Source organism: Kribbella solani, assembly GCF_014205295.1.
GTDB classification, from domain to species: domain Bacteria; phylum Actinomycetota; class Actinomycetes; order Propionibacteriales; family Kribbellaceae; genus Kribbella; species Kribbella solani.
The window spans coordinates 855054-879567 of record NZ_JACHNF010000001.1; the positions used below are offsets into that span (position 1 = coordinate 855054).

Here is a 24514-nt window from a genome sequence, read left to right on the forward strand (position 1 = left end):
CTGGCAGCCGGCTGGCAGTTCACTTTCTGCCCCGGCGGGCGGTGGTTCGGGACACGCCGGCGATCGCGTTCAGGCGCAGTGGCGCGCCGGAGTCGCGGATCTCGACCAGCGTCGGGCAGATCCAGCCACCTTCGTCGAACTCGTTCCAGGCATAGATCAGGGCGGTGCCGGCGGCGGTGCTGGCCGGATGCGCCTTGGTCCAGCTGACCGCCGCGCCCAGGTGGGACGCGATCTGAGCTGGGGTCGCCTGCTGGGTCCAGGTGTCCTTGAAGCCTGTGTAGTCAGGCTCCCAGGACACCGGATAGTCGTACCGCGGGCGCTTGTCCCAGCCGGTGCTCACAGTCGGGATGACCTGGCCGGCCGCGGTGGCGTACTGGTCCCACAACCCGCTTTCGGCGGCAGCGAGGTCGGAGTACGGCGCACCACTCATCGAGCCGGTCGCGTACCGGCTGACCGCGTCGGCGCCGACCGTGGTCTTCAGATCGGCGGCGCCCTGCGCGGTCCACCCCATCACCACCACGTACGGATTCGCCACCCCGAGCTCGGCCGCCTTGGCGCGGAGCTTCGCGACCTTGTCGGCGTCCGCGCCGGACAGGAAGTACACCAGCGGCCGGCCGCCGAGCACTTTCTGATAGTTCGGCGTACTGAACTGCGATGCCAGCGCGGGGAGATTCGCATCGAACGTGCCGGTGAAATTCCCGTCCAGGATCGCGCACCAGTTCACGTCGTTCTTGTAGGCGCTGGACAGGTACAGGTTCCGAGCCGCCGACAGCGGCGCCTGCGGATAGTAGACAAATGCCCAATAGTCGATACCGGCCGCGGCCGCGTAGTGAATTTCCTGATCCATCACGCTTTGCACCGCGCCGTTGGCATTCACCGACTCGGTCACTTCGACGCTGAGATTGCGGATGTACAGGTCCGAGGTCAGCGTTTCGTTGGTCCGCAGCGAAAGCCGATCGAAGGAGGTCATTGCTCCGAGCAACGGCACGTGATTGGCCCGGCGGACGCCGTCGACGAAGATGTCCACCCACGGCGTCGCGCCCTGCGGCGGAGCCGGATCCGCAATCACCTTGAGTGAATACCAGGTGTCGTCGGCAACGGGCTGCAGCACCTTCCACGTACCGTCCGACGCGCGGTACACCAATTGCGTACCTGACGCGTCGGAGCGGGTCGCGATGTCGACGGCCGCGCTGGACCCACTGACCAGAATGGCGCGGGCCCACCGCCCGGCGACCGTTTCCTTCCAGTCCCACTCCACCGTGACAGCGCGAGACTGTGGCGTGAACGGGCGGGACAGCTCGACCATTTGCGTCGTCGACTCGTCGTGCAAGAGCGTCTGAGCCGGCTCGTCGATGAGTACCCGATTGGGCACGGTGATGCCGGCGTAGTACGGCAACCGGAACTCGTACTTCTTCGGCGACAACGTCCGGTTCACCTGGCTTCCGACCGCCCAGTCACCGCCCACCCAGGCATCCCAGCGAATCGCCCCGAGCAGCAGCTTCGCGCCCGCGGCTTCCGCTGTCCCGCCTGTCCCGCTCGGCATACCCAGCGCCACCGCACCCGACGCCAAAGCCGCTACCCGCAAGACATCCCGCCGACTCGGTCCACCGTCAACCATGGCCCAACCTCCAACGATCCGGCACCCCACTTGGTGCGAAGGACCCTAGCCGGGGCACCGCGCGGCGGCGCAGGGCCCGGATTGGGCGAAACCCGGACGATGTTGACGCCGGGCCGGCGCCCGAAGCGGGTACCAGATCAGCGCGCGAGGCAGCCGCCGGCGCAGCGCGCGAGGCGGTCGCCGGGTCAGAGCGCGAGTCCGCTTCCGTACGTCCGAGTGGTTTCCGGAATCGGCGCGCCGAAGCGCGCGCCGCTGATCGGCAACGCCGGCTCGGCTTCGGTCGACGTGTGGTATCGCGCCTCGCCGGTGCGGGCGCGTTGCCGGTACGCGGACGGACTCAGGCCGTACGCGGACTTGAAGCGCCGCGCGAAGTACCCGGCGTCCTCCCAGCCGACGCGCGCGCCGATGTGGGCGATCGGGTCGTCGGTCTGGACGAGCAGCCGGGCCGCGGCCTGCTCCCGGAGCCGATTGAGGTACGCGATCGGCGGCGCGCCGAGTTCGCGCTGGAACAGCCGCACCAGATGCGTACGCTCGGTGGACGTCGCGGTCGCCAACTGCGCAAGCGTCCACGATCGCCCGGGATTGTCCTCCATCAACTGCGCCGCCCGGGACACCGCCGGATGCATCGGCGCCAGGGATCGGCGGTGACTCGCCTGCTCGGGGGACCAGGAGCGGTTCAGGATGTCCAGGTAGATCAGCAGGTGGCCGACGAGCTCGATCCGGGATCGCCGGGCCGGGGTGGTGTCGCTCATGCTGTGCAGCTCGGCGACCGCCAGGCTCACGTCGTACTGGCTGAGCTCGACGCGTTGTGGCAGCGGCAGGCTCGACTTGTGCACGGTCTGCATCAGCGGCAGCTCGGCGTCCAGGAACGACAGCGTGCCGTCGATCAGCTCGGGCGCGACGAAGCTGTCGAAGACCACGAGGTCCTCACACCGCGCGTACCCGTGCCACTGGTTCGGCGGGACGACGATGACGCTGCCCGGCCCGATCGGGTGGTCACCGTCGGCCGCGATGTGCAGCCCACGGCCCTGGGTGACCAGCGCGATCTCGAAGAAGTCGTGGTCGTGCGCCGCGACATCGGCCGGCATCCGGTGCCGGTCGGCCCAGACCGGCAGACCGTCCGGGTTGAACACGGCGGCTCGTTCGTAGCGGGGCTTGCTCCGGCTGCTTGCCACTTTTGTCCTACTTTCGCTCAATCCATGCGAAGGTGCGGCGCCTCGTCGGTCAATAACATCACACCACGGTAACCACGAGCCTGGAACAAGGAGTGCCTGTGACCGAAGGCGACGTCACGATCGCGGCGTACTACTTCCCGAACTTCCACGTCGACCCGCGCAACGAGCAGTGGCACGGCGACGCCTGGACCGAATGGGAGCTGGTCAAACGCGCCGAACCCCGGTTCGAAGGGCATCTGCAGCCGCGGGTTCCGCTGGACGGCTACCTGGACGAGGCGGATCCGGACGTGATGGCCGGCAAGATCGCGATGGCGACCGAGCACGGCGTCGGCGCGTTCCTGTTCGACTGGTACTGGTACGGCGGCCGCCCGTACCTGGAGCGTCCGCTCGAGGCGGCGTTCATGCCTGCCGCGGTCGGGCACGACCTGAAGTTCGCGCTGATGTGGGCGAACCACCATTGGAGCAACATCCATCCGTGGAAGTCCGCCACGCCCGCGACCCAGCTGGAGTCCGGCAGCGTCGACGCGGAGCAGTTCGAAGCCGCGACGGATTACATGATCGAGCGGTACTTCGGTCACCCGGCGTACCTCCGGATAGGCGATGCTCCGTACCTGTCGATCTACGAGCTGGAAACCCTGGTCGCGGGGCTCGGCGGGGTCGACGCGGCCAAGGCGGCGCTGGACGGTCTGCGCACCCGTGCCGCGCGGGCGGGCTATCCGGAGCTCCATCTGAACGCCGTGATCCGGGAACGCGCGGTGCTGCCAGAGGACGGGGTCGCGCTCGACGGTCCGGCCCTGGTCAGCCGGCTCGGCTTCGACAGCGTCACGTCGTACGTGTGGGTGCATCACCATCCGATGCCGACCCGGCTGACGCCGTACGCCGAGATGCGCGCGCAGGCGGCGGACGGCTGGAAGCGGTACGCGGCCGAGTACGACCAGCCGTACTTCCCGAACGTGACGGTCGGCTGGGACTGCTCACCACGAACCGTGCAGTCCGACCGGCACAACCCGGCGTGGGGGTATCCGCACACCAACATCATCTCGGACGCGACGCCGGAGCAGTTCGGGCTGGCGCTCGAGCAGGCGCGAACGTTCGTTGACGCGACCAACGTTCCGCTGCTGACGATCAACGCCTGGAACGAGTGGACCGAGGGCAGCTATCTGGAACCGGACACCCTGCATCGGCACGGGCACCTGGAGCAGATACGCCGGGTGTTCGGAAGCAGCCGCTGAGGTGCCGGCGGTGAACAAGTACACCGGCTGGACGCGGGCGGAGCTGGTCGAGCTGGCCGACCGATCGTTGCTCGCCCTGCGGCCGTGGGCGACGCCCGGGCACGCACGGTTCGACCTGCCGGGTGCGGCGGGGCAGTCGGGTCCGATCGTGGACGGTTTGGAAGCGTTCGCGCGTTCGTTTCTGGCCGTCGGGTTTCGCTTGTCGGCGGCCGACTCCGATCCACACGATCACGCCAGTTGGTACGCGCACGGCCTGATCGCCGGCACCGACCGGGCCGGAGCGGCCGAGCGGGGCGGAGGGGCCGACCGGACCGGGCGGGCCGAACTGGGCGCCCGGGCCGAGCGGTGGCCGTCGTTGGTGGATACGCCGCAGGCGCGCGTGGAGGCGGCCGCGATCGCGATCGGGTTGCACGAGAGCCGCCGGTGGATCTGGGACGCCCTGCCGTCGAGCGCCCAGGAGCGCATCGTCGAGTGGCTCGCCGGTTCGGTCGGCGCGTGGTACCCGGAGAGCAACTGGCAGTGGTTCCACAACGTGACGCACGCTTTCCTGCGCTCGGTCGGCGGACCGCACGACCAGGCGAAGGTGGACGAGTACCTCGAGTATCTCGACAGTTGCTACCTGGACGAAGGTTGGTACACCGACGGCCGCGGCGGCAACGTCGACTGGTACGCGGGTTTCGTCATGCAGTTGTTCTCGTTGTGGTACTGCCGGATGTCCGGTGATCACGAACGGCAGCTCCGGTACGCCGCGCGACTCAAGGCGTACGTGGCGAGCGCGGCGGATCTCTTCGGCGCGGACGGTGCGCCGCTGTACCAGGGCCGATCGTTGGTGTACCGGCATGCCGTCGTCGGTGCGCTGTGGACTGCCGCCGTGTTCGACGCGAGTCCGCTCCCACCTGGTCGTCTCCGCCGGACCTGCTTGGGAGCGATCAAGTACTTCGTGGATCGAGGCGCGTACGACGAGCACGGACTGCTCAGCCAGGGCTGGCACGATCGCTTCGAACCGATGCGGCAGTCGTACTCGGGGCCGGGATCGCCGTACTGGGCGAGCCTCGGTCTGGCCGGACTGGTCCTGCCCGAGTCTCATCCGGTCTGGACCGAACCCGAGGAGCCCGCGCCGATCGATGTCGGCGATCACGTCCACGCGATCCGTCCGATCGGCTGGATCGTCTCCGGTACGGCGTCGGACGGAATCGTCCGGGTGACCAATCACCGGGCCGAGACACCGGACGGCGAGAACCAGCTCTACAGCAGATTCGCGTACTCGACAGTCACCGCCCCGGTGCCGTTGCCTTCAGGTGCAGCCGACCAGGCCGTGGACAACCAGGTAGCCGTGATCGACACCCACGGCCGCTGGTCCCAACGCCCACACATCAAGCTCCAAGTAATCAACACCCACCGAGCCGAAAGCCAACACGTCGCAACCTTCGCGAAGCCATCTGAGCCCGGGCCGACGCTCACCTGTGTGTCGCTGGTGCGTGGAGCGGTTGAGGTTCGGGCGGTTCGGGTTGAACCTGGTGGGTCGTGCGTGGCGCTGGTTGTGTCCGGGTATGCGGTGCCTCGTAGGCCGGCGCCTGGGGCGCGGGTGGGGCTGGTCAGTGGGGTGACGGCTTTGACCGGCGGTGGGCGGACTGGGCACTCGGTGCATTTGCTTGCGTCGCCGTTCGGCGCCGAGCTTGAAGTGCCTTGGTGCCGGTTCGATTCACCGGCGGCTGACCAGTGGTACGTGGTCGCGGTGTGCCTCGGCGGCAGTACGCCGACGTGGCCTATCTTCGACGCCGATCAGGCGAAGGTGTGCTGGCCGGACGGCTCGGTCGACGAGCTGTGACCGTCGGCGAATCCTGTCCTAGTTTCGGTCAACTCAGTCGGTGGTGTGGCCCGGCAAGCGCTCAATAACATCCCAGCATCGACCGGCGAGGAGGTGGGAAATGCAGCAGCGGGTGCAGCGGTTACGGCAGTTTCGGCGGGACAAGGTGCTGGTGGCGCTCGGGTTGCCGGGTGCGATCGCGCTGATCCTGTTCCAGTACCTGCCACTGCTCGGCAACATCATCGCCTTCAAGGACTACCAGCCGTACCTCGGCATCAACGACGCGCCGTTCGTCGGCCTGCGCAACTTCTCGTTCCTCTGGGACGGCAACCCCGAGTTCCTGAACGCGCTGGTCAACACGCTCATCCTCACGCTGGTCCAGGCCGTCTTCGTCTTCCCGATCCCGCTGGCGCTCGCGCTGCTACTGAACAGCCTGGCCGGCGAGCGCCTGAAGCGACTGCTCCAGTCGGTGCTGTACCTGCCGCACTTCCTGTCCTGGGTGATCGTGATCGCGATCTTCCAGCAGATGCTCGGCAACGCCGGCATGCTGAACACGTTCCTGGTCCAGAACGACTTCCCGATGATCCACATCATCGGCGTACCCGAACTGTTCAAGGCGCTGCTGACCACGCAGGTGATCTGGAAGGACGCGGGCTGGGGAACGATCATCTTCCTGGCCGCGTTGTCCCAGGTCGATCAGGAGCAGTACGAGGCGTCGGCGGTCGACGGCGCGAACGCGCGGCAGCGACTGTGGCACATCACGTTGCCGTCGCTGAAGGGGATCTTCATCCTGCTGCTGATCCTGCGGCTCGGTGACAGCCTGTCGGTCGGCTTCGAGCAGATCATCCTGCAGCAGGGCCCGGTCGGGACCGATTCGAGCGAAGTGCTCGACACCTGGGTCTACAACAACGGCATCATCGGCGGCGACTGGGGCATGTCCACCGCGGCCGGGCTGGTGAAGAGCATGGTCGGCGTCCTGCTGGTGATCGGTGCGAACAAGCTGGCTCATCTGTTCGGCGAGCAGGGGGTGTACCAGAAATGAGCACACGTCCGATCTGGATGGAGCCGCCGAATCCCCTGGTGCAGCTGGTCAAGTCGATCGCGCTGGGTATCGCGGTCCTGCTGGTCATCGTCCCGTTCTGGTCGGTGATCGCCACCTCGCTCGCGGATCAGCCGACGATCGACGCCTCGGGCGGCGGCATGGTGCTGTGGCCGGGTGGGGTGTCGATCGGCGCGTACAAGGCGATCTTGTCCGGGGGAGTGGTCACGCGGGCGTTGACCATCTCGATCGCGGTCACGGTCGTCGGCACGCTGTTCTCGCTGACGGCCACCTCCGGACTGGCGTACTGGCTGTCCGGGCGCGGTACGTTCGGCGCGCGGCCGATGGTGCTGGTCGTACTCGGCGCGGTGCTGTTCAGTCCGGGCCTGATCCCCAGCTATCTCGTGGTGAAGCAGTTGGGGCTGCTGGATTCATGGTGGTCGCTGATCCTGCCGGTGATGGTGAACGCCTTCAACGTGCTGGTGATGCGGGCGTTCTTCCAGCAGTTGCCGCCGGAGCTGTTCGAGTCGGCGGCGATCGACGGCGCGTCGAGCGCCACGGTCCTGGTACGGATCGTGCTGCCGCTGTCCAAAGCAGTGCTCGCGGTGATGGGCCTGTTCTATGCGGTCGGGTACTGGAATGCGTTCTTCAACGCGATGCTCTACATCCAGAGCACCGACAAGTGGCCGATTTCCCTGGTACTGCGGACGTTTGTGGTGAACCAGACAACCATCGGGGGTGACCAGGTCGGCGCCGGGGCGGAGGCGATGCCGCCGCAACTCCCGCTGCAAATGGCGATCCTGGTCGTCGCGCTGGTTCCGATCCTGATCGTCTACCCGTTCCTGCAGAAACATTTCGCCAAGGGAGTCATGATCGGCGCCGTCAAAGGCTGAGGCCGGCGGCTGAGAGTTCGGCGGTCGAGTACAACCGGGGGTCGTTCAACAAGGAGGAAGTGATGGACAGGTCTATCGGGCGCCGGTCGTTTCTGGCCGCCGCCGGTGGCGGTGCCGCGGCGCTGCTCGGCGTCGGGTCAGTTGCCGGCTGCAACAGCAGTGGTGGCGGCGCGCAGGCCAACTCGGCGGAGTCGAACACGAAGGTGAAGCTGCCGGCGTACCTCCCGTACACCGGGATCACCCCTGATCTGGCAGCGACTGCCGCCGGTGTCGAGGCGGCGTTCCGGCACTTCCCGAAGGAGCGGCCGAAGTCGGTGCCGGACAAGCCCGGGAGCGGCGAGACGGTCAGCGGGATGAGCAACATCTTCTACGCCGTCCCGCCGGGCCTGGATCGGAACAGTTACTGGTCCGGCCTGAACGACCGGCTCGGGATCGACCTGAAACTGCAGATGGTCGCGGCCGCGGACTACGAGCAGAAGTTCGCCACCACGATCGCGGGCAACGAGCTGCCCGATGTCCTGCAGCTGCGCCCGGTGGCGAACCTGCCGTCGCTGCTGGACAAGCGCTTCACGCGACTGGACGAGCACCTGGCCGGGGACGCGATCAAGAAGTACCCGAACCTCGCCAACATTCCCACCCGGACCTGGAAGTCGGCCGTGTTCAACGGCGGCATCTACGGCGTACCCATCCCGCGCGGCGCGGTGCAGTTGTACAGCTTCATCCGGCAGGACCTGTTCGAGGCAGCGGGCGTGTCGCCGGAGCCGAAGAGTCTGGCCGAGTTGACCGAGACCGCGAAGGCGCTGACCGACCCGAAGTCGCGGCGCTGGGCGTTCGGCTACTGGATTCATGTACGGGACTTCCTGCAGATGATGAACCAGTCGCCGAACGGCTGGCGCGAAGAGGGCGGGCGGCTCACCCATCAGTACGAGACCCAGGAGTACAAGCAGGGGATCTCCGACCTGGCCCAGTTGTGGACGGCCGGCGTACTGCATCCTGACGCGTTCTCGGATCAGCTTCCGTTCAAGAACCTGTTCAACGCCGGCACGATCGCCATCAACGCGATCGACGGCTACCTCGGCTGGAACGCGTACATCCAGAGTGGCGCGAGCAACCCGAAGTTCAAGCTCGGGCTGATGCCGATCTACACGCGTACGGGCGGCACGCTCGCGCCGTGGTGGCAAGGCAGCGGCACCTATTCGATGACCGCGTTGAAGCAGCAGAGCGATCCGAAGAAGATCGAGCTGATCCTGCGGATGCTGAACTGGCTGGCCGCTCCGTTCGGCACCGAGGAGTACGTCTACCGGCTGTTCGGCAAGGAAGGCGTCGATCACACCGTCAACGCCAGCGGTGACCCGACGCTGACGGCATCCGGTCTGACCAACACGGCCCTGCCGATCCGCTACCTGGCGGACGCGCCGGCAGTCATCTACCAACCGGGCCGGCCGCAGGACGCGGACGTCCAGCACGCGTACCAGACGAAGGTACTCGCGAAGGTGGCGGTCAACCCGACGGTCGGACTGTTCTCGAACACGAACGCGACCAAGAACGCCACGATCGACAAGGCATTCGGCAACGGCGTGAAAGAGATCGTGCAGGGCCGCAAGCCGATCGCCACGCTCGACGACCTGGTGAAGTCGTGGCGATCCGGCGGCGGTGACGCGATGCGCTCCGAGTACGAGGCCCAGCTGCAGAGTCGTTAACGGAAGACGTCGAGGTCGGGGTTACGCGTGTAGACCGGGATCACTTCGAGTGGTACCTCGCGGGTCACCAGGCCGTTCGGTACCTGGTCGCCGGTCCACACGTCGTACCAGGTACCTGCGGGGATGTACGTGGTCCAGGTCGTCGCGCCCGGTTCGAGGACCGGGTTGACGAGGAGCTCGTCGCCGAGGAGGTACTGGTGCGGGTGGTTCCAGATCTCCGGGTCGTCGAGGTGGTCGAAGAACAGCGGCCGGAGCAACGGGCGGTCGGTACTGATCGTCCGTTTCGCCTGCTCGGTCAGGTACGGGACGAGCTGTTCGCGAAGCGTCGCGTACGCGCGGAAGACCGGGATGACCCGATCGTCGCCGGTGGTTTCGGCGACGTGCCACGGGGTCCGGTCCCGGAGTGGACGCTGATGGTGGTTGAACTCGGAGTGGTACTGCATGATCGGCAGGAACGTCGACGCGGCGGTCGCGCGCAGGTACAGCTCGGCGTCGGGGACCGGGCCGGAGAAACCGGCCAGGTCCCATCCCCAGTACACGATGCCGCAGGACGCCGCGGTCAGACCGGCGGTGATCGACGACCGGAACGCCGCCCAGGTGGAGTCCTCGTCGCCGGCCCAGAACACGCCGTGCGCCTGTGAGCCGGTGAACCCGGCCCGGGAGAACGTCACCGGCGCCTTGCCGGCCGAGCGGAGCAGGTCGCCGAAGGCCTTGGCGTAGTGCACCGGGAAGAGATTGTTGCCGTCGGCACCGCGGCGCCCGTCGGCGTACCGGAGGTCGTGGCCCCAGGCGTGCTCGCCGCCGTCGGTCTTGAACCCGTCGACGTCGAAGTCCTCGACCAGGTAGCGGCGCTTCTCCGTCCACCAGTCCCGCGTACGCTGAACGGACAGGTCCGGCATCAGTGCCTTCGGGAACCACCAACCACGGTTGTGGTACGCGGTACCGTCCGCTTCCAGGACCGCGTGCCCGTCACGCACCATCGCCTCCGCGTCGGCGGCCACCTGACCCGTACTGAACTCGCTCTTCTGCAACGGGATCTGCCAGAGGATCACCTTGATGTCGCGACCGTGCAGCTCGTCGATCATCGCCTTCGGCGCCGGCCAGGCACCATCCGCCGGGTAGCTGAAGCCGGCTGCCTTGTGCGCGCTGCCGTCGGGCGTGACCGCGTACTCCGCGTCCCGCCAGATCGTGATGCCCTCCTCGTCGCTCCACGCCTCGATCACCACCGCGCCGACCGGGATGTCCAGGTCGCGATGCGCGTCCATCCGGGCCATCACCAGGTCCTGTGTGTTCCACTCGTTGCCGGAGGCCCACAACCGGAACACCCAGTCGGGTAGCTCTTCCGCGCGTCCGACCTCGCTCAGGAAAGCGGTAAGTACTTCGTTCGGGGTGCCTTCATAGATGCCGAGGTCAACGATCGGTTCGTCGCTCAGGGCAACTTCCACCGTCAGCGCGTCGCGGTCCGAGCTGAACCACGTGCGCCTTGAGGTACGCACATGGAAGCCCCAGCCGCCGTTGACCACGTGCGCGAAGGGCATCGGCAAGTACGTACGCCCGTGCTTTCCCTGCGCCTTGTACTGCTCGAAGACGACCGCGTCGAGCTCCTGACCGCGCTGATCGAGCCGGTCGTACCGTTCGCCGAACCCGACGAGGTGGTCGTCCGGTTGCAACGGCAGGACGAACCTCGCCCGGTGCACTCCGGCGGCTGACACCAGCCATTCGACGTCGCGCACTCGGTCCTCGCCGCCGCGTACCTGGCCGGCGTCCGGCACCCAGGACGCGGGGGAGAGGTCGAACCATTCGGTGGTCTCGTTGTCGGTACGGAAGCGGTACCGGATCGGCTCGGTCACCGGCGGGGTGGTCACCGACCAGCCGCCGTCGGCGCCGAGGGACTTCGCCTGCGCCTCGCTCAGATGGCCCTCGCCGCCCGCCAGCGCCGCGGCGTCCGCGCCGTTGCCGTGGCCGGGGGAGAGGTCGAGCGTGATGGTGCCCCAGTCGCAGACGATCGAGGTGACGTCCGGGGAGGCGACGACGCCCAGGCGTACCGGCTCGCCGGCCAGCGGGAGAACGGGGACGCGCTGGTCGGGCGAGGTGGCGTACGGGTGCTCGATGCCGTGCGGGCGATGGGTGATCATGTCAGGCCTTGTCGGTGAGGTTCGAGGGCAGGATGCCGAGCTCGTCGGCGAGGATCAGGTACATGCCGTGCGACCAGAGCAGCGGGGTCGCGACGGTGCCCCAGCGGGCAAGCCACTCGGCGCGTGATCCTGGATGGAGCAGGTGGTGCGGGACCTGCTCCGGGAGATCGCCGTCCGGGGTTGCCTGGTCGGCGATCCAGCGCAAGTACCGCCAGGCGCCCGCGGTGTCGCCCGCGACGGCCAGGTTCCAGCCGAGGAGCGCGGAGAGCAGGATCCATTGGCCGCCGCCGTAGAACACATCGGCGGTGAATCGGTGTACGCCGCCGTCCGCGTCCAGGTCGCGGGCTACCGCGGCCAGAGTCGCGGCGGCGGTGTCACCGGAGACGAGTCCGAACGGTACGACGCAGGACGGGAGTGACCCGTCGACGGCCGTGGTGCCCAGCCATTTCGTCAGGTGGCCGTTCTGGGTGCCTTCCGCGGCGACGAGCGCGCGGATGCGGTCGGCGGCTTCCAGGACCGGCGCGGAGGTGTGCGGCGCGATCGCGGTCAGGCCGCCGTGGATCGCGCCGAGGGTGGATACGTGCCGGTGCTCGACGTGTTCTTCCCACCAGTCGTAGCAGGGGCGGTCCCAGAAGGCGAGCAGGTAGTCGACCGCCACGTCGATGCCGGCGCGCCAGCGTTCGAGGTCGAGGTTGTGGCGGTTCGCGTGCGTGACCACCGACCACAGCCAGATCCCGTACCCGTCGGTCTGGAAGTCCCACCACGGGTCGGACCCGTCTCTCCCGTCGAAGGTGAACCGAGTCGGTAACATCGCCGACTCGTCCGGCTGCTCACCCCGCCGCACCTGCCCGCACAACTCGTCAACCTGCCCCCGCCGCCCGGCCAGCACCCGATCCACCCAGTCATGAAACCGGTTCGCCGAACCGACGTCCCCGTACCGAGAGATGCCTTCCGCGGTAAATCCACCGTCCCGCAACCACGCATACCCCTTGTACGCGGAGAACGTGGGCGCCGCCGGATAGGCACCGCCCTCGTCCTGGAACCTGGTGATGACAGCGTGGCTGTACTCGGCCAGCTCACGCAGTCTGTTGAGATCCACGTCCGATGCGATCACTTCTTCAACAGGCCGTTCACCTTGGTTTGGGCGTCGGCCAGGGCCTTCTCCACCGTCTTCCGGCCGGCGGCGGCCGCGGTCAGTTCCTGGGTCACCGCGTCCTGCATTTCCTGCTGGCGTTCGATCACCGGCGGCAGGACCGGGGACTCGAGCGCGGTGAAGACGGCCGCGCGGTTGGCCGGCTTCGGCTGGTCGAGGTACGACTTCAGCTTGCTCTCGTCGGCGATCGGCGGCAGCTCCCACGACGACGCGAGCCGGGTCTTCGTCGTCTCGTCGGAGGACGACAGGTACGTGATCCACTTCTGCGCCGCGGTCGCGTTCTTCGATGCCGCGTTCACCACCAGCCCGTTCGCGAACATCGCGGACGCCTTCTTCGTGTTCCCCGGCTCGACCACGACGTCCCAGTCGAACTTCGCGTCCGCGAGCGCCGAGAACATCCAGATCCCGGTGTGCCACATCGCCAGCTTCCCGGACTTGAACAGCTTCGAGTCGAAGTCCGGCGTGCCGGCACCGTCCGCCTCGGTCGGCATCGTCTTACCGACCTTCCCGACCAGGAAGTTCGCCGCCTCGACGCCCTGCGGAGAGTTGAACGTGGCAGCGGTCCGATCGGCGTTCAGGAACTCGCCACCGTTCTGCGCTAGTACCTTGTAGAACTCGTTGTACGACACCGGCTGGTAGTCGCCCCACGTCTTGGTCGCCTTGTTCGTCAGCTTGGTGGCCGCCGCCTGCTCGTCCTTCCAGGTCCAGTCGGCCGTCGGCGCGGCCACGCCGGCCTGCTTGAACAGCGTCTTGTTGTAGAACAGCACGACGTTCGAGAACGATTCGGGGACGCCGTACTGCTTACCGTCGGAGCTGAACGCGCTGTACAACGACGGCTTGTACACGGCACCGTCGACGTCCTTCAGCTCGGCCAGCGAGCCGTTCTTCGCGTACGTCACGAAGTTCTCGTAGTTCAGTTCGAACGCGTCGGCCGCGGTGCCACCAGCGACAGCGGTCTGCAACTTGGTGAAGTAGTCGGCGTACGGGACCGTCTCGACCTGGACCGTGATGTCCGGGTTCGCGGTCTGGAACGCGTTCACGATCGCGGTCAGGTCCTTCTCGTGCCCGTCGTTGGACGAGAAGTTCATGTACCGCACCACTGCCTTCCCGTCCGGTGCCGCGGCCTCCTTGGTGGCCGAGCCCTGCCCACAGGCGGTCAGCGCAAGCGCGACGGTCACACCGACGGCCGCGAACCTGAGAATGCGCATTGGCGACTTTCCCTTCACTTGATGCGGAGCTACTTGGTAGGAGTTACTTGATTCCGGTGTGGGCGACACCGGCGATGATGTGGCGCTGCGCGAGCAGGTAGACGACAGCGATCGGGACGATGGAGACGACGGAGCCCGCCATCACGACGTCCCACTGGGTGGTGAACTGACCCTGCAGCGTGGACAGCCCGAGCGGCAGCGTCATGAACTCCGGTGACCGGATCACCACCAGCGGCCAGAGGAAGCTGTTCCAGCTGCCCATGAACGCGAACACGGCGACGGTCGCGAGCGCCGGCCGGATCAGCGGCAGCACGATGGTGGTGAAGATCCGCAGATGCCCCGCGCCGTCGATGGTCGCGGCCTCGTCCAGCTCGGTCGGTACGGCGGTGACCGCCTGCCGGAGCAGGAACACCCCGAACGCGGACGCGATCGTCGGCGCGAGCAGTGCGAAGTACGTGTCCTGCAGGTTCAGTGTCTTCATCTCGATGAACAGCGGTACGACGAGCACCTGCAGTGGCACCATCAGGGTGGCCAGGTAGCAGCCGAAGACCACGTTCTTCAGCGGGAAGTGCAGTCGCGCGAACCCGTACGCCGCCATCGATCCGGTGATCAGCTGGAGCACCGTGGAGGCGCCCGCGATCAGCAGCGAGTTGATCAGGATGCGCCAGATCGGCATCGCGTCCAGCAACGTCCGGTACGCGTCCAGCGTCGGGTTGTGCACGATCAGCTTCGGACCGTCGGCCAGTGAACCTTCGGGCGTGATCGACGTGATCACCGTCCACAGGAACGGGAAGAGCATCACGGCCGCGCCGATCAGGACCGCCGCGTACAGCCAGAACCTACGCATAGTGCACCCACTTCCGCTGGCCGCGGATCTGGAACACCGTGATCACCAGGATCACCGCGAACAGGATCCAGGACAGTGCGGACGCTTCACCGGCGCGTCCGTACCGGAAGGTCAGGTCGTAGATCTGCCCGACCACCACCTGGCTCGATCCGGACGGGCCGCCGGCGGTCATCACGTACACCTGGTCGAACACCTGGAAGCCGTTGATCAGTGAGATCACCACCACGAAGAACGTCGACGGTGACAGCAGCGGCAGCGTGATCCGCCAGAACCGTTGCCAGCCGTTGGCCCCGTCCACCAGCGCGGCCTCGTGGACGTCGGACGGGATCGCCTGCAAACCGGCCAGCAGGATCACCATCACGAACCCGAGGTCCTTCCAGGCCGACGACAGGATGACCGCGGGGAGCGCCCAATGCGGATCGGTCCACCACCCGGGCTGCCCGAGGCCGAGCGCGCCCAGGATCTGGTTGACCAGACCGTTCGCGGGATTGAGCAACCACTTCCAGACCAGCGCGACGACAACCCAGCTGGTGACGACGGGCAGGAAGTACGTGGCCCGCAGGAAGGCCCGGCCTTTCAGCCGTTGGTTGAGGACGAGCGCCAGCCCGAGCCCACCCGCGTACACCAACGGGAGGTATCCGGCGACGTAGATCAGGGTGTGCAGGAAGACGCGGCGCGTCATCGGATCGCTGAGCAGGTTGGTGTAGTTGTCCAGCCCGACCCACTGCATCGGCGAGATCAGGTTCCACTTGTGCAGGCTGACCCAGAGGCTCGACACCATCGGCACCAGCGTGAACACGGTCAGCGGGATCGCGCTCGGCAGCAGGAAGAACAGCACCCAGCCGAGCTTCTTCCAGCCCTGCGCCCGTCGACCTGGCCGGGACTGCCGCGGTGCACTCCGCCGGGCCGACGGCCGGGTCAGCGTCGGCGTACTCATGATGCTCCGAGCCGGGCGCGTACCAGCCGGCCTTGCTCGCCGCCGTTGCCGGCGGAGTCGAACGGGGAGGCGAGTACGAGCGACGCCGCGCCCCGAGCCCACTGATCTTCGGTCCAGGGCTCGACCGCCACGGGCACGCCTTTACGGGCCGGGAGCAACGATCTGCGGAACGACGGTTCGAAGCCGGTCTGCCAGAACTCCCAGGCGTCCACGCCTTCGCCGAGCAGCACGACGACTTCCGGGTCGACCGTGTGGATCACTCCGGCCAATGCGCGGCCGAGAAGCTCGCCCGCTTCCGCGTACACGGCGCGGGCCTGTTCGTCGCCGGTGGTTGCTGCCTGCAACAGTTCGGCGAGGGTGTCGCGCCGGCCGATGATGCGGCGGTCGCGGGCGGTACGGAGCACCGCGTCGGCGCCGATGTACGCCTCCAGGCATCCGGTCGAACCGCAGGTGCAGCGCGGCAGCTCGGCTCCGGTGTCCCAGACGGGGAGGTGGCCGATCTCGCCGGCGCCGCCGTTCGCGCCGCGGTAGATGGTGCCGTCGACAACCATTCCGCAGCCGATCCCGCGGCCGATGGTGACGACCAGGTAGGACGAGTGCTCGCGGCCGATCCCGTACAACCGTTCGGCCGCGGCCAGGGTGTTCACGTCGTTGTCGACCAGCACCGGCGTACCGACCGCTTGCCGGAGGATCGGTCCGACCTGGGCGGCACGCCAGCCGAGGGTGGGGGCGTCGACGATGCCGGACGCCTGGGCGTCGACCGATCCCGGTACGCCGACGCCGACGCCGAGGAGCTCGCCGTCGAGGGCCGCGACCTCGGTGGTGAGGATCTGCCCGAGCCGGTCCAGCGCGCCGGTGGCGCCCGGGTCGAAGTCGTGCGAGCTGCTGGACCGGACGCTGCCGTCCAGCTCGACCGTCACCACCGCGACGTGATCGGCGGTGACCTTCGCGCCGAGCGCGACCCCGGCCCGTCCGGCCAGACCGAGCAGCCGGGCCGGCCGGCCACCGCTGGAGGGGACCGATTCGAGCTCCTCGACGATGCCGCGGGCGATCAGGTCCTTGGTCACCTGGGTGACGGTGGCGGGACTGAGCCCGAGGTCGCGGGCGATCGCGGTCCGCGACGTCGGCCCGCGGGTACCGAGCAGGGCGACAATGCCCGCCGGCACCAACTCACCCCTGGGACTGACACCACTCACGAACTGCCTCCGACTTACTTTGCCACTAAATTTAGTAGAAAAGTAAGCAGGTGGGCGAGGGGTTGTCAAGAGTGCCGAGGTCTTGACCGGTGCCGCTCGGCGGGGATACGGTCCCGGCACTTACTTCGGTGACCTTAGGAAGTGACCGCATGCAGCCGGTCCGGGTGGGCAGCAAGGAACTGATCCGGGAGATCAATTCCTCGCTGCTGCTTGCCGAGCTGCGCGGCGGCCTGCTGTCGCGGACCGAGCTGGCCAAACGGACCGGCCTGAGTCTGCCGACCGTCTCCGAGATCGTCGCCGAGCTGCTGCGGCGCGGTGTCGTCGAGGAGCGCGAAACCGCGCTGTCCGGGGGAGGACGCAAACCGGTCCTGCTCGCGCTGAAGGCAGATGCGGGTTTCGTGATCGGCATCAAAGTCACCGAGACCCGCGTGATCGGCGTCCGTACGGACCTGAACGCCGGCATCGTCGCCAGGGCGACCGCGGCAGTACCGGCCGATGACGTACCGACCGTGGTTCGTGTCATCACCAAACTGGTCCGCGGCCTCCGGCCGAAGTCGGCCCCCTTGTACGGCGTCGGGGTCGGCCTGGCCGGTGTGGTGGATCGGGCCGGCGGGGTGGTTCGGCACGCGACGTACGCGGACTGGCGGGATGTGGATCTCGCCGGTCTGCTCGCGGACAAGCTCGGCGTACCGGTGGTGGTCGACAACGACGTCAACACCCTGGTCGCGAACGAGCAATGGTTCGGCGCCGGCCGTGGCGTGTCCGACATGGCCGTGGTCAGCATCGGCCGCGGTATCGGGCTGGGCATGGTGCTGGACGGCCGGCTCTACCGTGGCGCCGGTGGTGGCGCGGGCGAGTTCGGCCACCTGAAAGTTGCCGATGGCCCGGAATGCGCGTGTGGCGGCCGCGGTTGTCTGGAGGCGGTGATCGGTGGGCCGGCGATTCTGGCCCGGACCGGGCAGCGCACGCTGGACGACGCTGCCGCGCTGGCGCGGGCCGGTGATGCCGGCGCCCGCGCCGTGTTCGACGAAGTCGGCCGGACCCTGGGGACGGCCGTCGGAAACCTGGTCAACCTCCTGAACCCGAAGCTGGTCGTCCTCGCCGGGGAGGGGACGCGGGCCGGTGAACTGATCCGGCCCGGCTTCGACGCGATGTTGCGCAGTTCCGTCTTCGACGGTCTTCAGCGAGACCTGGAGATCGTCGTGGACGAGTGGGACGACGAGGCCTGGGCGCGCGGCGCCGCGGGCCTGTTCCTGGGCGAGCTCTTCCAGCCGAACCTGCGACCGGACGAGGCCGGCCGCCCTTCCCTGACCGCACGCTCCGCCAGCTGAGAACCTGACCCCCGGCCCCGTCCGGCCGGATCACCAGAAGTGAGGCAGTCGATGCGTCATGCCGTCATGTCCAGAAACAGGTGGGTCGCCGCGCTCGTCGTGCTCGCGGCCGTCCTGTTCCAGTTCGCCCCGGCGCCGGCCTGGGCCGGCACCCTCACCGGGGTGTTCCACGCGCCGTACGGCGCCGACGAGCTCTACAACACCCAACCGACCGAACGCGCGCCGCGGGACCCGATGGCCGGTCAGGCCGTCGAGATCAAGGCGACCACCTGGCCGATCTCCAGCGGTCAGACCCTGTGGGTCACCTGGACCAAGAACGGCGTGAACCAGACGCCGATCGGGGCCGCGTTCGACTACAACAGTGGCAACAACACGTACTGGAAGCTGAATCTCGGTACGTTCGCCCGCGGCGACCAGATCACGTACACGGTCAACGCCGATGTGGACGGGGCCAACCAGAAGTCGAGCGGCCCGTTCTCGTTCTCGGTGACGTCGTTCAGCGGGGCCGGCAACGTGACCGGGTTCGTGAACAACGGCTCGAGCGTGGACGTGACCACCACCGACACGGCCGGGAGTTTCACGCCGAAGATCCGGTTCGCGTTCCCCGCGCTGGACCGGTTCCACGTTCAGGTCGCGCCGAAGGGCAGCGGGCTGAACATCACCGGCAGCACCTCGTACACGGTGACCGACAGCGCGTCGACGCTGACGCTCGCGACCACGAAGGTCGTGGTGAAGATCCAGAAGTCGCCGTATCGCGTGGCCGTCTACAAGGGGGACGGGACGACGCTGATCGCGCGGCAGTACGATCCGGCGACCTTCCGGAACACCGGCTGGGCGAGTGACGGCGGTTCGAGCGTCACCAAGATCGAGGATCACTGGCTGAGCCCGGCGGGTGAGCGCTTCGAAGGGCTCGGCGAGCGGTACGACGCCCTCGACCAGCGCGGTAAGGATGTCCATAACTACGTCTACAACCAGTACCAGGACCAGGGGCCGACGCATCGCACGTATCTGAGCGTGCCGTTCTACACGAACTCGGCCGGCTACGGCATCTACGTACCGAGCACGCGCTACTCGATCTTCAACCTGTGCACGTACCTCAGCGACATGGCCGGCTTCACCGTCGACACCGGCGGCGCGGCTGCCTCGACGGCTGACTACTACTTCTTCACCGGTACCCGCGCCGAGATCGTCGACCAGTACACGGCAACGACCGCGCGGCCGAAGCTGCCGCCGAAGTGGGCGTTCGGTTTGTGGGGTTCGGCCAACGAGTGGAACACCCAGGCCGAGGTGACCGCCGAGCTGGGGAACATGACCTCGAACAACATCCCGCACACGGCGATGGTGCTGGAGCAATGGAGTGACGAGGCAACGTTCTACTTGTGGCACGGGGCAACGTACACGCCGAAGCCGGGCAGTCAGGCGCTCACGTACTCCGACCTGTCGTTCCCGGCCGGTGGCGAATGGACGGACCCGAAGGCGATGGTCACGGCCGCGCACAACCAGGGCGTGAAGATGGTGCTCTGGCAGATCCCGGTGCTGAAACAGGAGTTCGACACAAACCCAGCCACTCCACCGCAACAGCACATCAACGACCGCGACTACGCCGTTGCCCAGGGCTACGTTCTCGGTGATGGCGCCGGTGGGCCGTACCGGATTCCGGCGGGTCAGTGGTTCGGCAACAGTACGGTGCCGGACTTCACCAGCACCGCCGCGTCGAACTGGTGGATGAGCAAGCGGGCGTACCTCTTCGACGACATCGGGATCGACGGGTTGAAGACCGATGGCAGTGAGGCGGTGTTCGGGCGCAACGTGACGAGCGCGAGCGGCAAGAAGGGCGACGAGCTGCACAACGCGTACCCGAACGAGTACACCCGGGCGTACAACGACCTGGTCCAGACGAAGAAGGGCAGCCAGGGCACGCTGTTCAGTCGTGGCGGTACGTCGGGCGCGCAGGCGAACTCGATCTTCTGGGCCGGCGACCAGGCGTCCACGTTCGACGCGTTCCAGCAGGCCGTACGCGCTGGTCAGAGCGCCGGGCAGTCCGGCGTGCCGTTCTGGTCGTGGGACCTGGCCGGCTTCACCGGTACGTTCCCGAGCAGTGAGCTGTATTTGCGGTCGGCGGCGCAGGCGACCTTCGCGCCGATCATGCAGTACCACTCGGAGAAGTCGAACCCGAGCCCGTCCGAGGCGCGTACGCCGTGGAACGTGCAGGCACGGACCGGCGACACCAGTGTGGTGCCGACGTTCCGCAAGTTCGCGAACACCCGGATGAATCTGGTTCCGTACCTGTACACCGAGGCGAAGAACGCGTCGACGACCGGGCTGCCGATGATGCAGGCGATGAGCGTCGCGTACCCGAACGACACCACCGCGGCGGCGCAGGACCAGCAGTACATGTTCGGCCGGCAGTTGCTGGTGGCACCGATCACCACACAGGGCGCGACCAGCAAGAACGTGTACCTGCCGGCGGGTGAGTGGTACGACTTCTGGAACGGCGGCCGCGCGCAGGGCGCCGGGACGAAGGTGTACAACGCCGGAACCGGCACGATCCCGGTGTACGCGAAGGCGGGCGCGATCGTCCCGCTGAACCTGAACGCGAACTACGAACTCGGCGGGAACATCGGCAACAGTGTCGACACGTACACAAATCTTGCCTTCCGCATCTATCCGTCCGGCACCACGAGCTACGGGTACTTCGAGGACTCGGCGAACCAGACCCGGACCGTCACCTCGACGGAGAACTTCGCCGGGCACCAGGTCACGGTCAGCGTCCCGCCGTTGAGCACCAAGAGCACGCTGCAGGTGGCCTCGTCGAAGCCGTCGAGCGTGACCAAGGACGGGGTCACGATGACCGCGCACGCCACGCTGGCCGCGCTGCAGTCGGCGACCGAGGGCTGGTACTGGGACCCGGTCCAGCAGCTCACGCTGGTCAAGACCGCGTCGGGTACGACGGCGCGGTCGGTCGTGCTGAACGGGGTCGACAAGGCGGCGTACGAGGCCGAGTTCGGGACCAACACCGGTACGACGACCAACACCGACCACGCGGGCTACACCGGGACGGGTTTCGTCGACGGCTTCGAAACCGCGGGTGACGCGGTCTCGGTCGACACCCAGGCCGACGTGACCGGTTCGCACGTCCTGAAGTTCCGGTACGCGAACGGTGCGGCGACCGCCGCGACCCGGACGATCCAGGTCGACGGGGTCACGGTCGGCACGCTCAACCTGCCAAGCACCGGTAACTGGGACACCTGGGGGACCGCGACGCTGACGACCAGTCTGACCGCGGGTAGACGGGTGATCAAGGCGCTCTACGCGTCCGGCGGGATCAATCTCGACAACGTGACGGTGGCGCGACCATGAAACGAATCGCTGCTTTCATCCTGCTGCTTCCACTCCTGGTCGTGCTACCGACCCAAACCGCGCAGGCGGTCGTTCAGCGGGTGCAGTTCTTGGCCGGAGGCAACTATTTGGTGGTGGAGTTCCTCGACGACGATCTGGTGCATTTCGAAATGGGTACCGGGAGCGGGCCTGGTACGGGGTCGCCGTTGTTCACCACCACCCAGATCGCGAAAACCAACTATTCCGGACCGACGAGTCTGACTCAGTCGGGTGGCGTACTGACCACGCCCGGTCTCAAGGTCGATGTCAATACGACGACGTTGTGCGCGACGGTGTACGACACCACGCGTACGCCGCAGTTGTTGCTCAACACAACGTGTCCGCGCAACCTGAGCCAGGCCTGGAAGGGGCTGAGCTTCACCAAGTCCTCGATGCAGAACGCGTACGGGCTGGGGGAGCAGTTCTTCATGGGCGGAAGCGCTGACGGCGACTGGGTCGGCCGGCAGCGTACGCCGGGTGGGAACTACGGCAACGCGATGGTGTACGACACCGACAACGGGCCGGTCGGCAACACGCAGATTCCGGTGCTGTTCGCGGTCGGCGCGAACAATGCGAACTACGGAATGTTCGTCGACCAGGTCTACAAGCAGCAATGGGATCTGACCGGCGACCCGTGGACGATGGACACCTGGGGTGATCAGCTCCGCTGGTACGTGATGTCCGGGCCGGATCTTCCGGATCTGCGCAAGGATTACCTGGAGCTGACCGGCCGGCCGCCGGTACCGCCGAAGAAGGCATTCGGGCTGTGGATGTCGGAGTACGGTTACGACAACTGGAACGAAATCGACACCACGCTCGCGAGTCTGCGGTCGAACAAGTTCCCGACCGACGGCGTGATGCTGGATGTCAACTGGTTCGGTGGTGTCACCGCCGGGTCGGACAGCACCCGGATGGGTACGCTCGAATGGGATCCGGTCAATTTCCCGAATCCAGCGACCAAGCTGGCGTCCTTGCAGAACACCAACGGTGTCGGCGTGATGACGATCGAGGAGTCGTACATCGGGAAGAACCTGCCCGAGCACACGTCGATGGCATCGGCCGGGTACCTGATCCGGGCCGGCTGCTCCAGTTGCAGTCCGGCGTACCTGACCGGGAACGACTGGTGGGGTCGCGGCGGCATGATCGACTGGACGCAGCCGGCCGCGAGTACGTATTGGCACAACACGCAGCGGCAGCCGCTGGTCGACGCCGGCGTGATGGGGCACTGGCTCGACCTCGGTGAGCCGGAGATGTACGACAGCAACGACTGGACCGCTGGTCTGCTGGCCGGCAAGCATGCGCACGCCGATTACCACAACCTGTACAACCTCGAGTGGGCGCGCGGGATCGCCAAGGGGTACGCGGACAATGCTGTCCAGCAGCGGCCGTTCATGCTGGCGCGATCGGGTGCTGGTGGGATGCAGCGGACCGGTGCGGCGATGTGGTCCGGTGACATCGGCTCGAAGCTGACCGCGCTCGCGTCGCAGCAGAACGTACAGATGCAGATGTCGATGTCGGGGATCGACTACTTCGGGTCGGACATCGGCGGGTTCCGCCGGGAGATGCTGAACAGCGACCTGAACGAGCTGTACACGCAGTGGTTCGCGAACTCGGCCTGGTTCGACGTACCGATCCGGCCGCACACCGAGAACCTGTGCAACTGCGCCAAGACCGCGCCGGACTCGATCGGCGACGTCCCCAGCAACCTGTCGAACCTGCGGCAGCGGTACGAGCTCACGCCGTACTACTACTCGCTGGCGCACAAGGCGTACACGACCGGCGATCCGTTGATGCCGCCGCTGGTGTACCAGTACCAGAACGATCCGAACGTCCGTGAGATGGGCCACGAGAAGCTGATCGGCAAGGACCTGCTGGTAGGAGTAGTTGCCGGTGCCAACCAACGGCAGCGGGACGTGTACCTGCCGGCCGGGACGTGGTTCGACTACTACACCAACACCAAGACGGTCAGCACCGGTCAGACCCTGACGAACGTACCGCTGTGGCGGAACGGGAAGTTCCAGCTCCCGGCGTACGCCCGGGCCGGCGCGATCATCCCGAAGATGTACGTCGACGACCAGACGATGAACGTGCAGGGCAAACGGGCCGACGGGAGTACGCGCAACGAACTGGTCGCGCGGGTCTACGGCAACTCGACCGCCTCGTCGTTCACGCTGGCCGAGGACGACGGCAGCACGGTCGGGTACCAGTCCGGTAGCAAGCGGACCACCGATCTGACGCAGCAGGTGTCCGGCAGCACGGCGACGGTCGGCATCGCGGCGGCATCCGGTACGTACACCGGTGCTCCTTCGTCCCGGTCCAATGTGGTGGAGCTGGTCGCCGACACGCAGGCGTCCGCGGTCGCGCTGAACGGGACGGCGCTGACGCAGTACGCGAACAAGGCAGCCTTCGACGCGGCGACCAGCGGCTGGTACAACGCCGGCGGCAACCTCATCGTGGCGAAGTCGGCGTCGCTGGCGGTCAGTACGGCCAAGACCTTCACGTTCACCCTTGGCCAGGCGGTCGTCTCGAAGACCTTCAGCTGCGCGAACGGCACGACCACGTCCGGCCAGTCCGTGTACGTGGTCGGCGGCGCTCCGCAACTCGGAGCGTGGTCGGTGGCGAGCGCGGTCAAGCTCGCGCCCACGTCGTACCCGACCTGGACCGGAACGATCACCAACCTCCCGCCGAGCACCACCATCGAGTGGAAGTGCATCAAACGGCAGGAGGCCAACTACCCAGCCACCGCCGACCAATGGGGTCCCGATCCGAACATCTCGTTCGTGACCCCGGCGACCGGCAGCGGGGGAACAACGAGCGGAGGCTTCTGATCCACCCCGGCGAAGCGGCTCCCCGGTGAGCCGCTTC

16 protein-coding genes are annotated in these 24514 nt (G+C 67.1%); 8 read left to right on the forward strand and 8 right to left on the reverse strand.

Features of this window, described 5'->3' with window-relative positions:
- Positions 1-19: 19 nt before the first annotated feature.
- Entirely contained in the window at positions 20-1543 is a 1524-nt protein-coding gene (locus HDA44_RS03795; protein ID WP_184831378.1) for a glycoside hydrolase family 71/99 protein, read from the reverse strand.
- 260 nt (positions 1544-1803) lie between these two features.
- Positions 1804-2793, reverse strand: coding sequence for a helix-turn-helix domain-containing protein (locus tag HDA44_RS03800; protein WP_184831380.1), 990 nt, complete (start codon positions 2791-2793; stop codon positions 1804-1806).
- A 98-nt stretch (positions 2794-2891) separates the two neighbouring features.
- On the opposite strand from HDA44_RS03800, the gene HDA44_RS03805 reads away from it, so the two are divergent.
- The 5 genes from HDA44_RS03805 to HDA44_RS03825 all read left to right on the forward strand — a co-directional run bounded on the left by HDA44_RS03805 (position 2892) and on the right by HDA44_RS03825 (position 9464).
- Positions 2892-4025 (forward strand): glycoside hydrolase family 99-like domain-containing protein, encoded by a 1134-nt coding sequence (locus tag HDA44_RS03805; protein WP_184831382.1) that lies wholly within the window; start codon positions 2892-2894, stop codon positions 4023-4025.
- 10 nt (positions 4026-4035) lie between these two features.
- Positions 4036-5853: a DUF2264 domain-containing protein gene (locus tag HDA44_RS03810; RefSeq protein WP_184831383.1), complete on the forward strand. Its 1818-nt coding sequence runs from the start codon at positions 4036-4038 to the stop codon at positions 5851-5853.
- Positions 5854-5953: 100 nt separating this feature from the next.
- Complete coding sequence (locus HDA44_RS03815; RefSeq protein ID WP_184831384.1) at positions 5954-6874, forward strand: ABC transporter permease; 921 nt, start codon at positions 5954-5956, stop codon at positions 6872-6874.
- Positions 6871-7764, forward strand: a complete 894-nt coding sequence (locus HDA44_RS03820; protein WP_184831385.1) for a carbohydrate ABC transporter permease — start codon at positions 6871-6873, stop codon at positions 7762-7764. Before HDA44_RS03815 ends, HDA44_RS03820 begins: the two co-directional genes overlap by 4 nt.
- A 62-nt stretch (positions 7765-7826) precedes the next feature.
- Entirely contained in the window at positions 7827-9464 is a 1638-nt protein-coding gene (locus tag HDA44_RS03825; RefSeq protein ID WP_184831386.1) for an extracellular solute-binding protein, read from the forward strand.
- Here the strand turns inward: HDA44_RS03825 and HDA44_RS03830 are convergent.
- From HDA44_RS03830 to HDA44_RS03855, 6 genes are read right to left on the reverse strand one after another with little or no spacing between them, the layout of a single operon-like run.
- The gene (locus HDA44_RS03830) at positions 9461-11599 is read right to left on the reverse strand and encodes a glycoside hydrolase family 31 protein (RefSeq protein WP_184831387.1); all 2139 of its coding nucleotides are present in this window, start codon (positions 11597-11599) and stop codon (positions 9461-9463) included. The two genes, HDA44_RS03825 and HDA44_RS03830, sit on opposite strands and share 4 nt — an antisense overlap.
- A gap of 1 nt (position 11600) precedes the next feature.
- Complete coding sequence (locus HDA44_RS03835; RefSeq protein WP_337905616.1) at positions 11601-12698, reverse strand: glycoside hydrolase family 15 protein; 1098 nt, start codon at positions 12696-12698, stop codon at positions 11601-11603.
- An 11-nt stretch (positions 12699-12709) separates the two neighbouring features.
- On the reverse strand, positions 12710-13960 hold the full coding sequence (locus HDA44_RS03840; RefSeq protein ID WP_184831390.1) for an ABC transporter substrate-binding protein: 1251 nt from the start codon (positions 13958-13960) through the stop codon (positions 12710-12712).
- A 43-nt stretch (positions 13961-14003) separates the two neighbouring features.
- Positions 14004-14807 (reverse strand): carbohydrate ABC transporter permease, encoded by an 804-nt coding sequence (locus HDA44_RS03845; protein ID WP_184831392.1) that lies wholly within the window; start codon positions 14805-14807, stop codon positions 14004-14006.
- Positions 14800-15744, reverse strand: a complete 945-nt coding sequence (locus HDA44_RS03850; RefSeq protein WP_238352352.1) for a carbohydrate ABC transporter permease — start codon at positions 15742-15744, stop codon at positions 14800-14802. The genes HDA44_RS03845 and HDA44_RS03850 overlap by 8 nt, the downstream gene beginning before the upstream one ends.
- Positions 15741-16910 (reverse strand): ROK family protein, encoded by a 1170-nt coding sequence (locus HDA44_RS03855; RefSeq protein WP_337905617.1) that lies wholly within the window; start codon positions 16908-16910, stop codon positions 15741-15743. Before HDA44_RS03855 ends, HDA44_RS03850 begins: the two co-directional genes overlap by 4 nt.
- A 179-nt stretch (positions 16911-17089) precedes the next feature.
- Here HDA44_RS03855 and HDA44_RS03860 point away from each other — a divergent pair, with 179 nt between their 5' ends.
- The 3 genes from HDA44_RS03860 to HDA44_RS03870 all read left to right on the forward strand — a co-directional run bounded on the left by HDA44_RS03860 (position 17090) and on the right by HDA44_RS03870 (position 24477).
- Positions 17090-18271 (forward strand): ROK family transcriptional regulator, encoded by a 1182-nt coding sequence (locus HDA44_RS03860; protein WP_184831395.1) that lies wholly within the window; start codon positions 17090-17092, stop codon positions 18269-18271.
- Between the two features lie 66 nt (positions 18272-18337).
- The gene (locus HDA44_RS03865; RefSeq protein WP_238352353.1) at positions 18338-21631 is read left to right on the forward strand and encodes a TIM-barrel domain-containing protein; all 3294 of its coding nucleotides are present in this window, start codon (positions 18338-18340) and stop codon (positions 21629-21631) included.
- The gene (locus HDA44_RS03870) at positions 21628-24477 is read left to right on the forward strand and encodes a TIM-barrel domain-containing protein (protein WP_184831397.1); all 2850 of its coding nucleotides are present in this window, start codon (positions 21628-21630) and stop codon (positions 24475-24477) included. The genes HDA44_RS03865 and HDA44_RS03870 overlap by 4 nt, the downstream gene beginning before the upstream one ends.
- Positions 24478-24514: the final 37 nt, after the last annotated feature.

Coding starts and splice junctions, on each gene's coding strand:
- HDA44_RS03830 (WP_184831387.1), bottom strand. CDS start 11,599: ATGATCACCCATCGCCCGCACGGCATCGAGCACCCGTACGCCACCTCG.
- HDA44_RS03860 (WP_184831395.1), top strand. CDS start 17,090: ATGCAGCCGGTCCGGGTGGGCAGCAAGGAACTGATCCGGGAGATCAAT.
- HDA44_RS03825 (WP_184831386.1), top strand. CDS start 7,827: ATGGACAGGTCTATCGGGCGCCGGTCGTTTCTGGCCGCCGCCGGTGGC.
- HDA44_RS03795 (WP_184831378.1), bottom strand. CDS start 1,543: ATGCCGAGCGGGACAGGCGGGACAGCGGAAGCCGCGGGCGCGAAGCTG.
- HDA44_RS03840 (WP_184831390.1), bottom strand. CDS start 13,960: ATGCGCATTCTCAGGTTCGCGGCCGTCGGTGTGACCGTCGCGCTTGCG.
- HDA44_RS03865 (WP_238352353.1), top strand. CDS start 18,338: ATGTCCAGAAACAGGTGGGTCGCCGCGCTCGTCGTGCTCGCGGCCGTC.
- HDA44_RS03845 (WP_184831392.1), bottom strand. CDS start 14,807: ATGCGTAGGTTCTGGCTGTACGCGGCGGTCCTGATCGGCGCGGCCGTG.
- HDA44_RS03815 (WP_184831384.1), top strand. CDS start 5,954: ATGCAGCAGCGGGTGCAGCGGTTACGGCAGTTTCGGCGGGACAAGGTG.
- HDA44_RS03850 (WP_238352352.1), bottom strand. CDS start 15,744: ATGAGTACGCCGACGCTGACCCGGCCGTCGGCCCGGCGGAGTGCACCG.
- HDA44_RS03820 (WP_184831385.1), top strand. CDS start 6,871: ATGAGCACACGTCCGATCTGGATGGAGCCGCCGAATCCCCTGGTGCAG.
- HDA44_RS03870 (WP_184831397.1), top strand. CDS start 21,628: ATGAAACGAATCGCTGCTTTCATCCTGCTGCTTCCACTCCTGGTCGTG.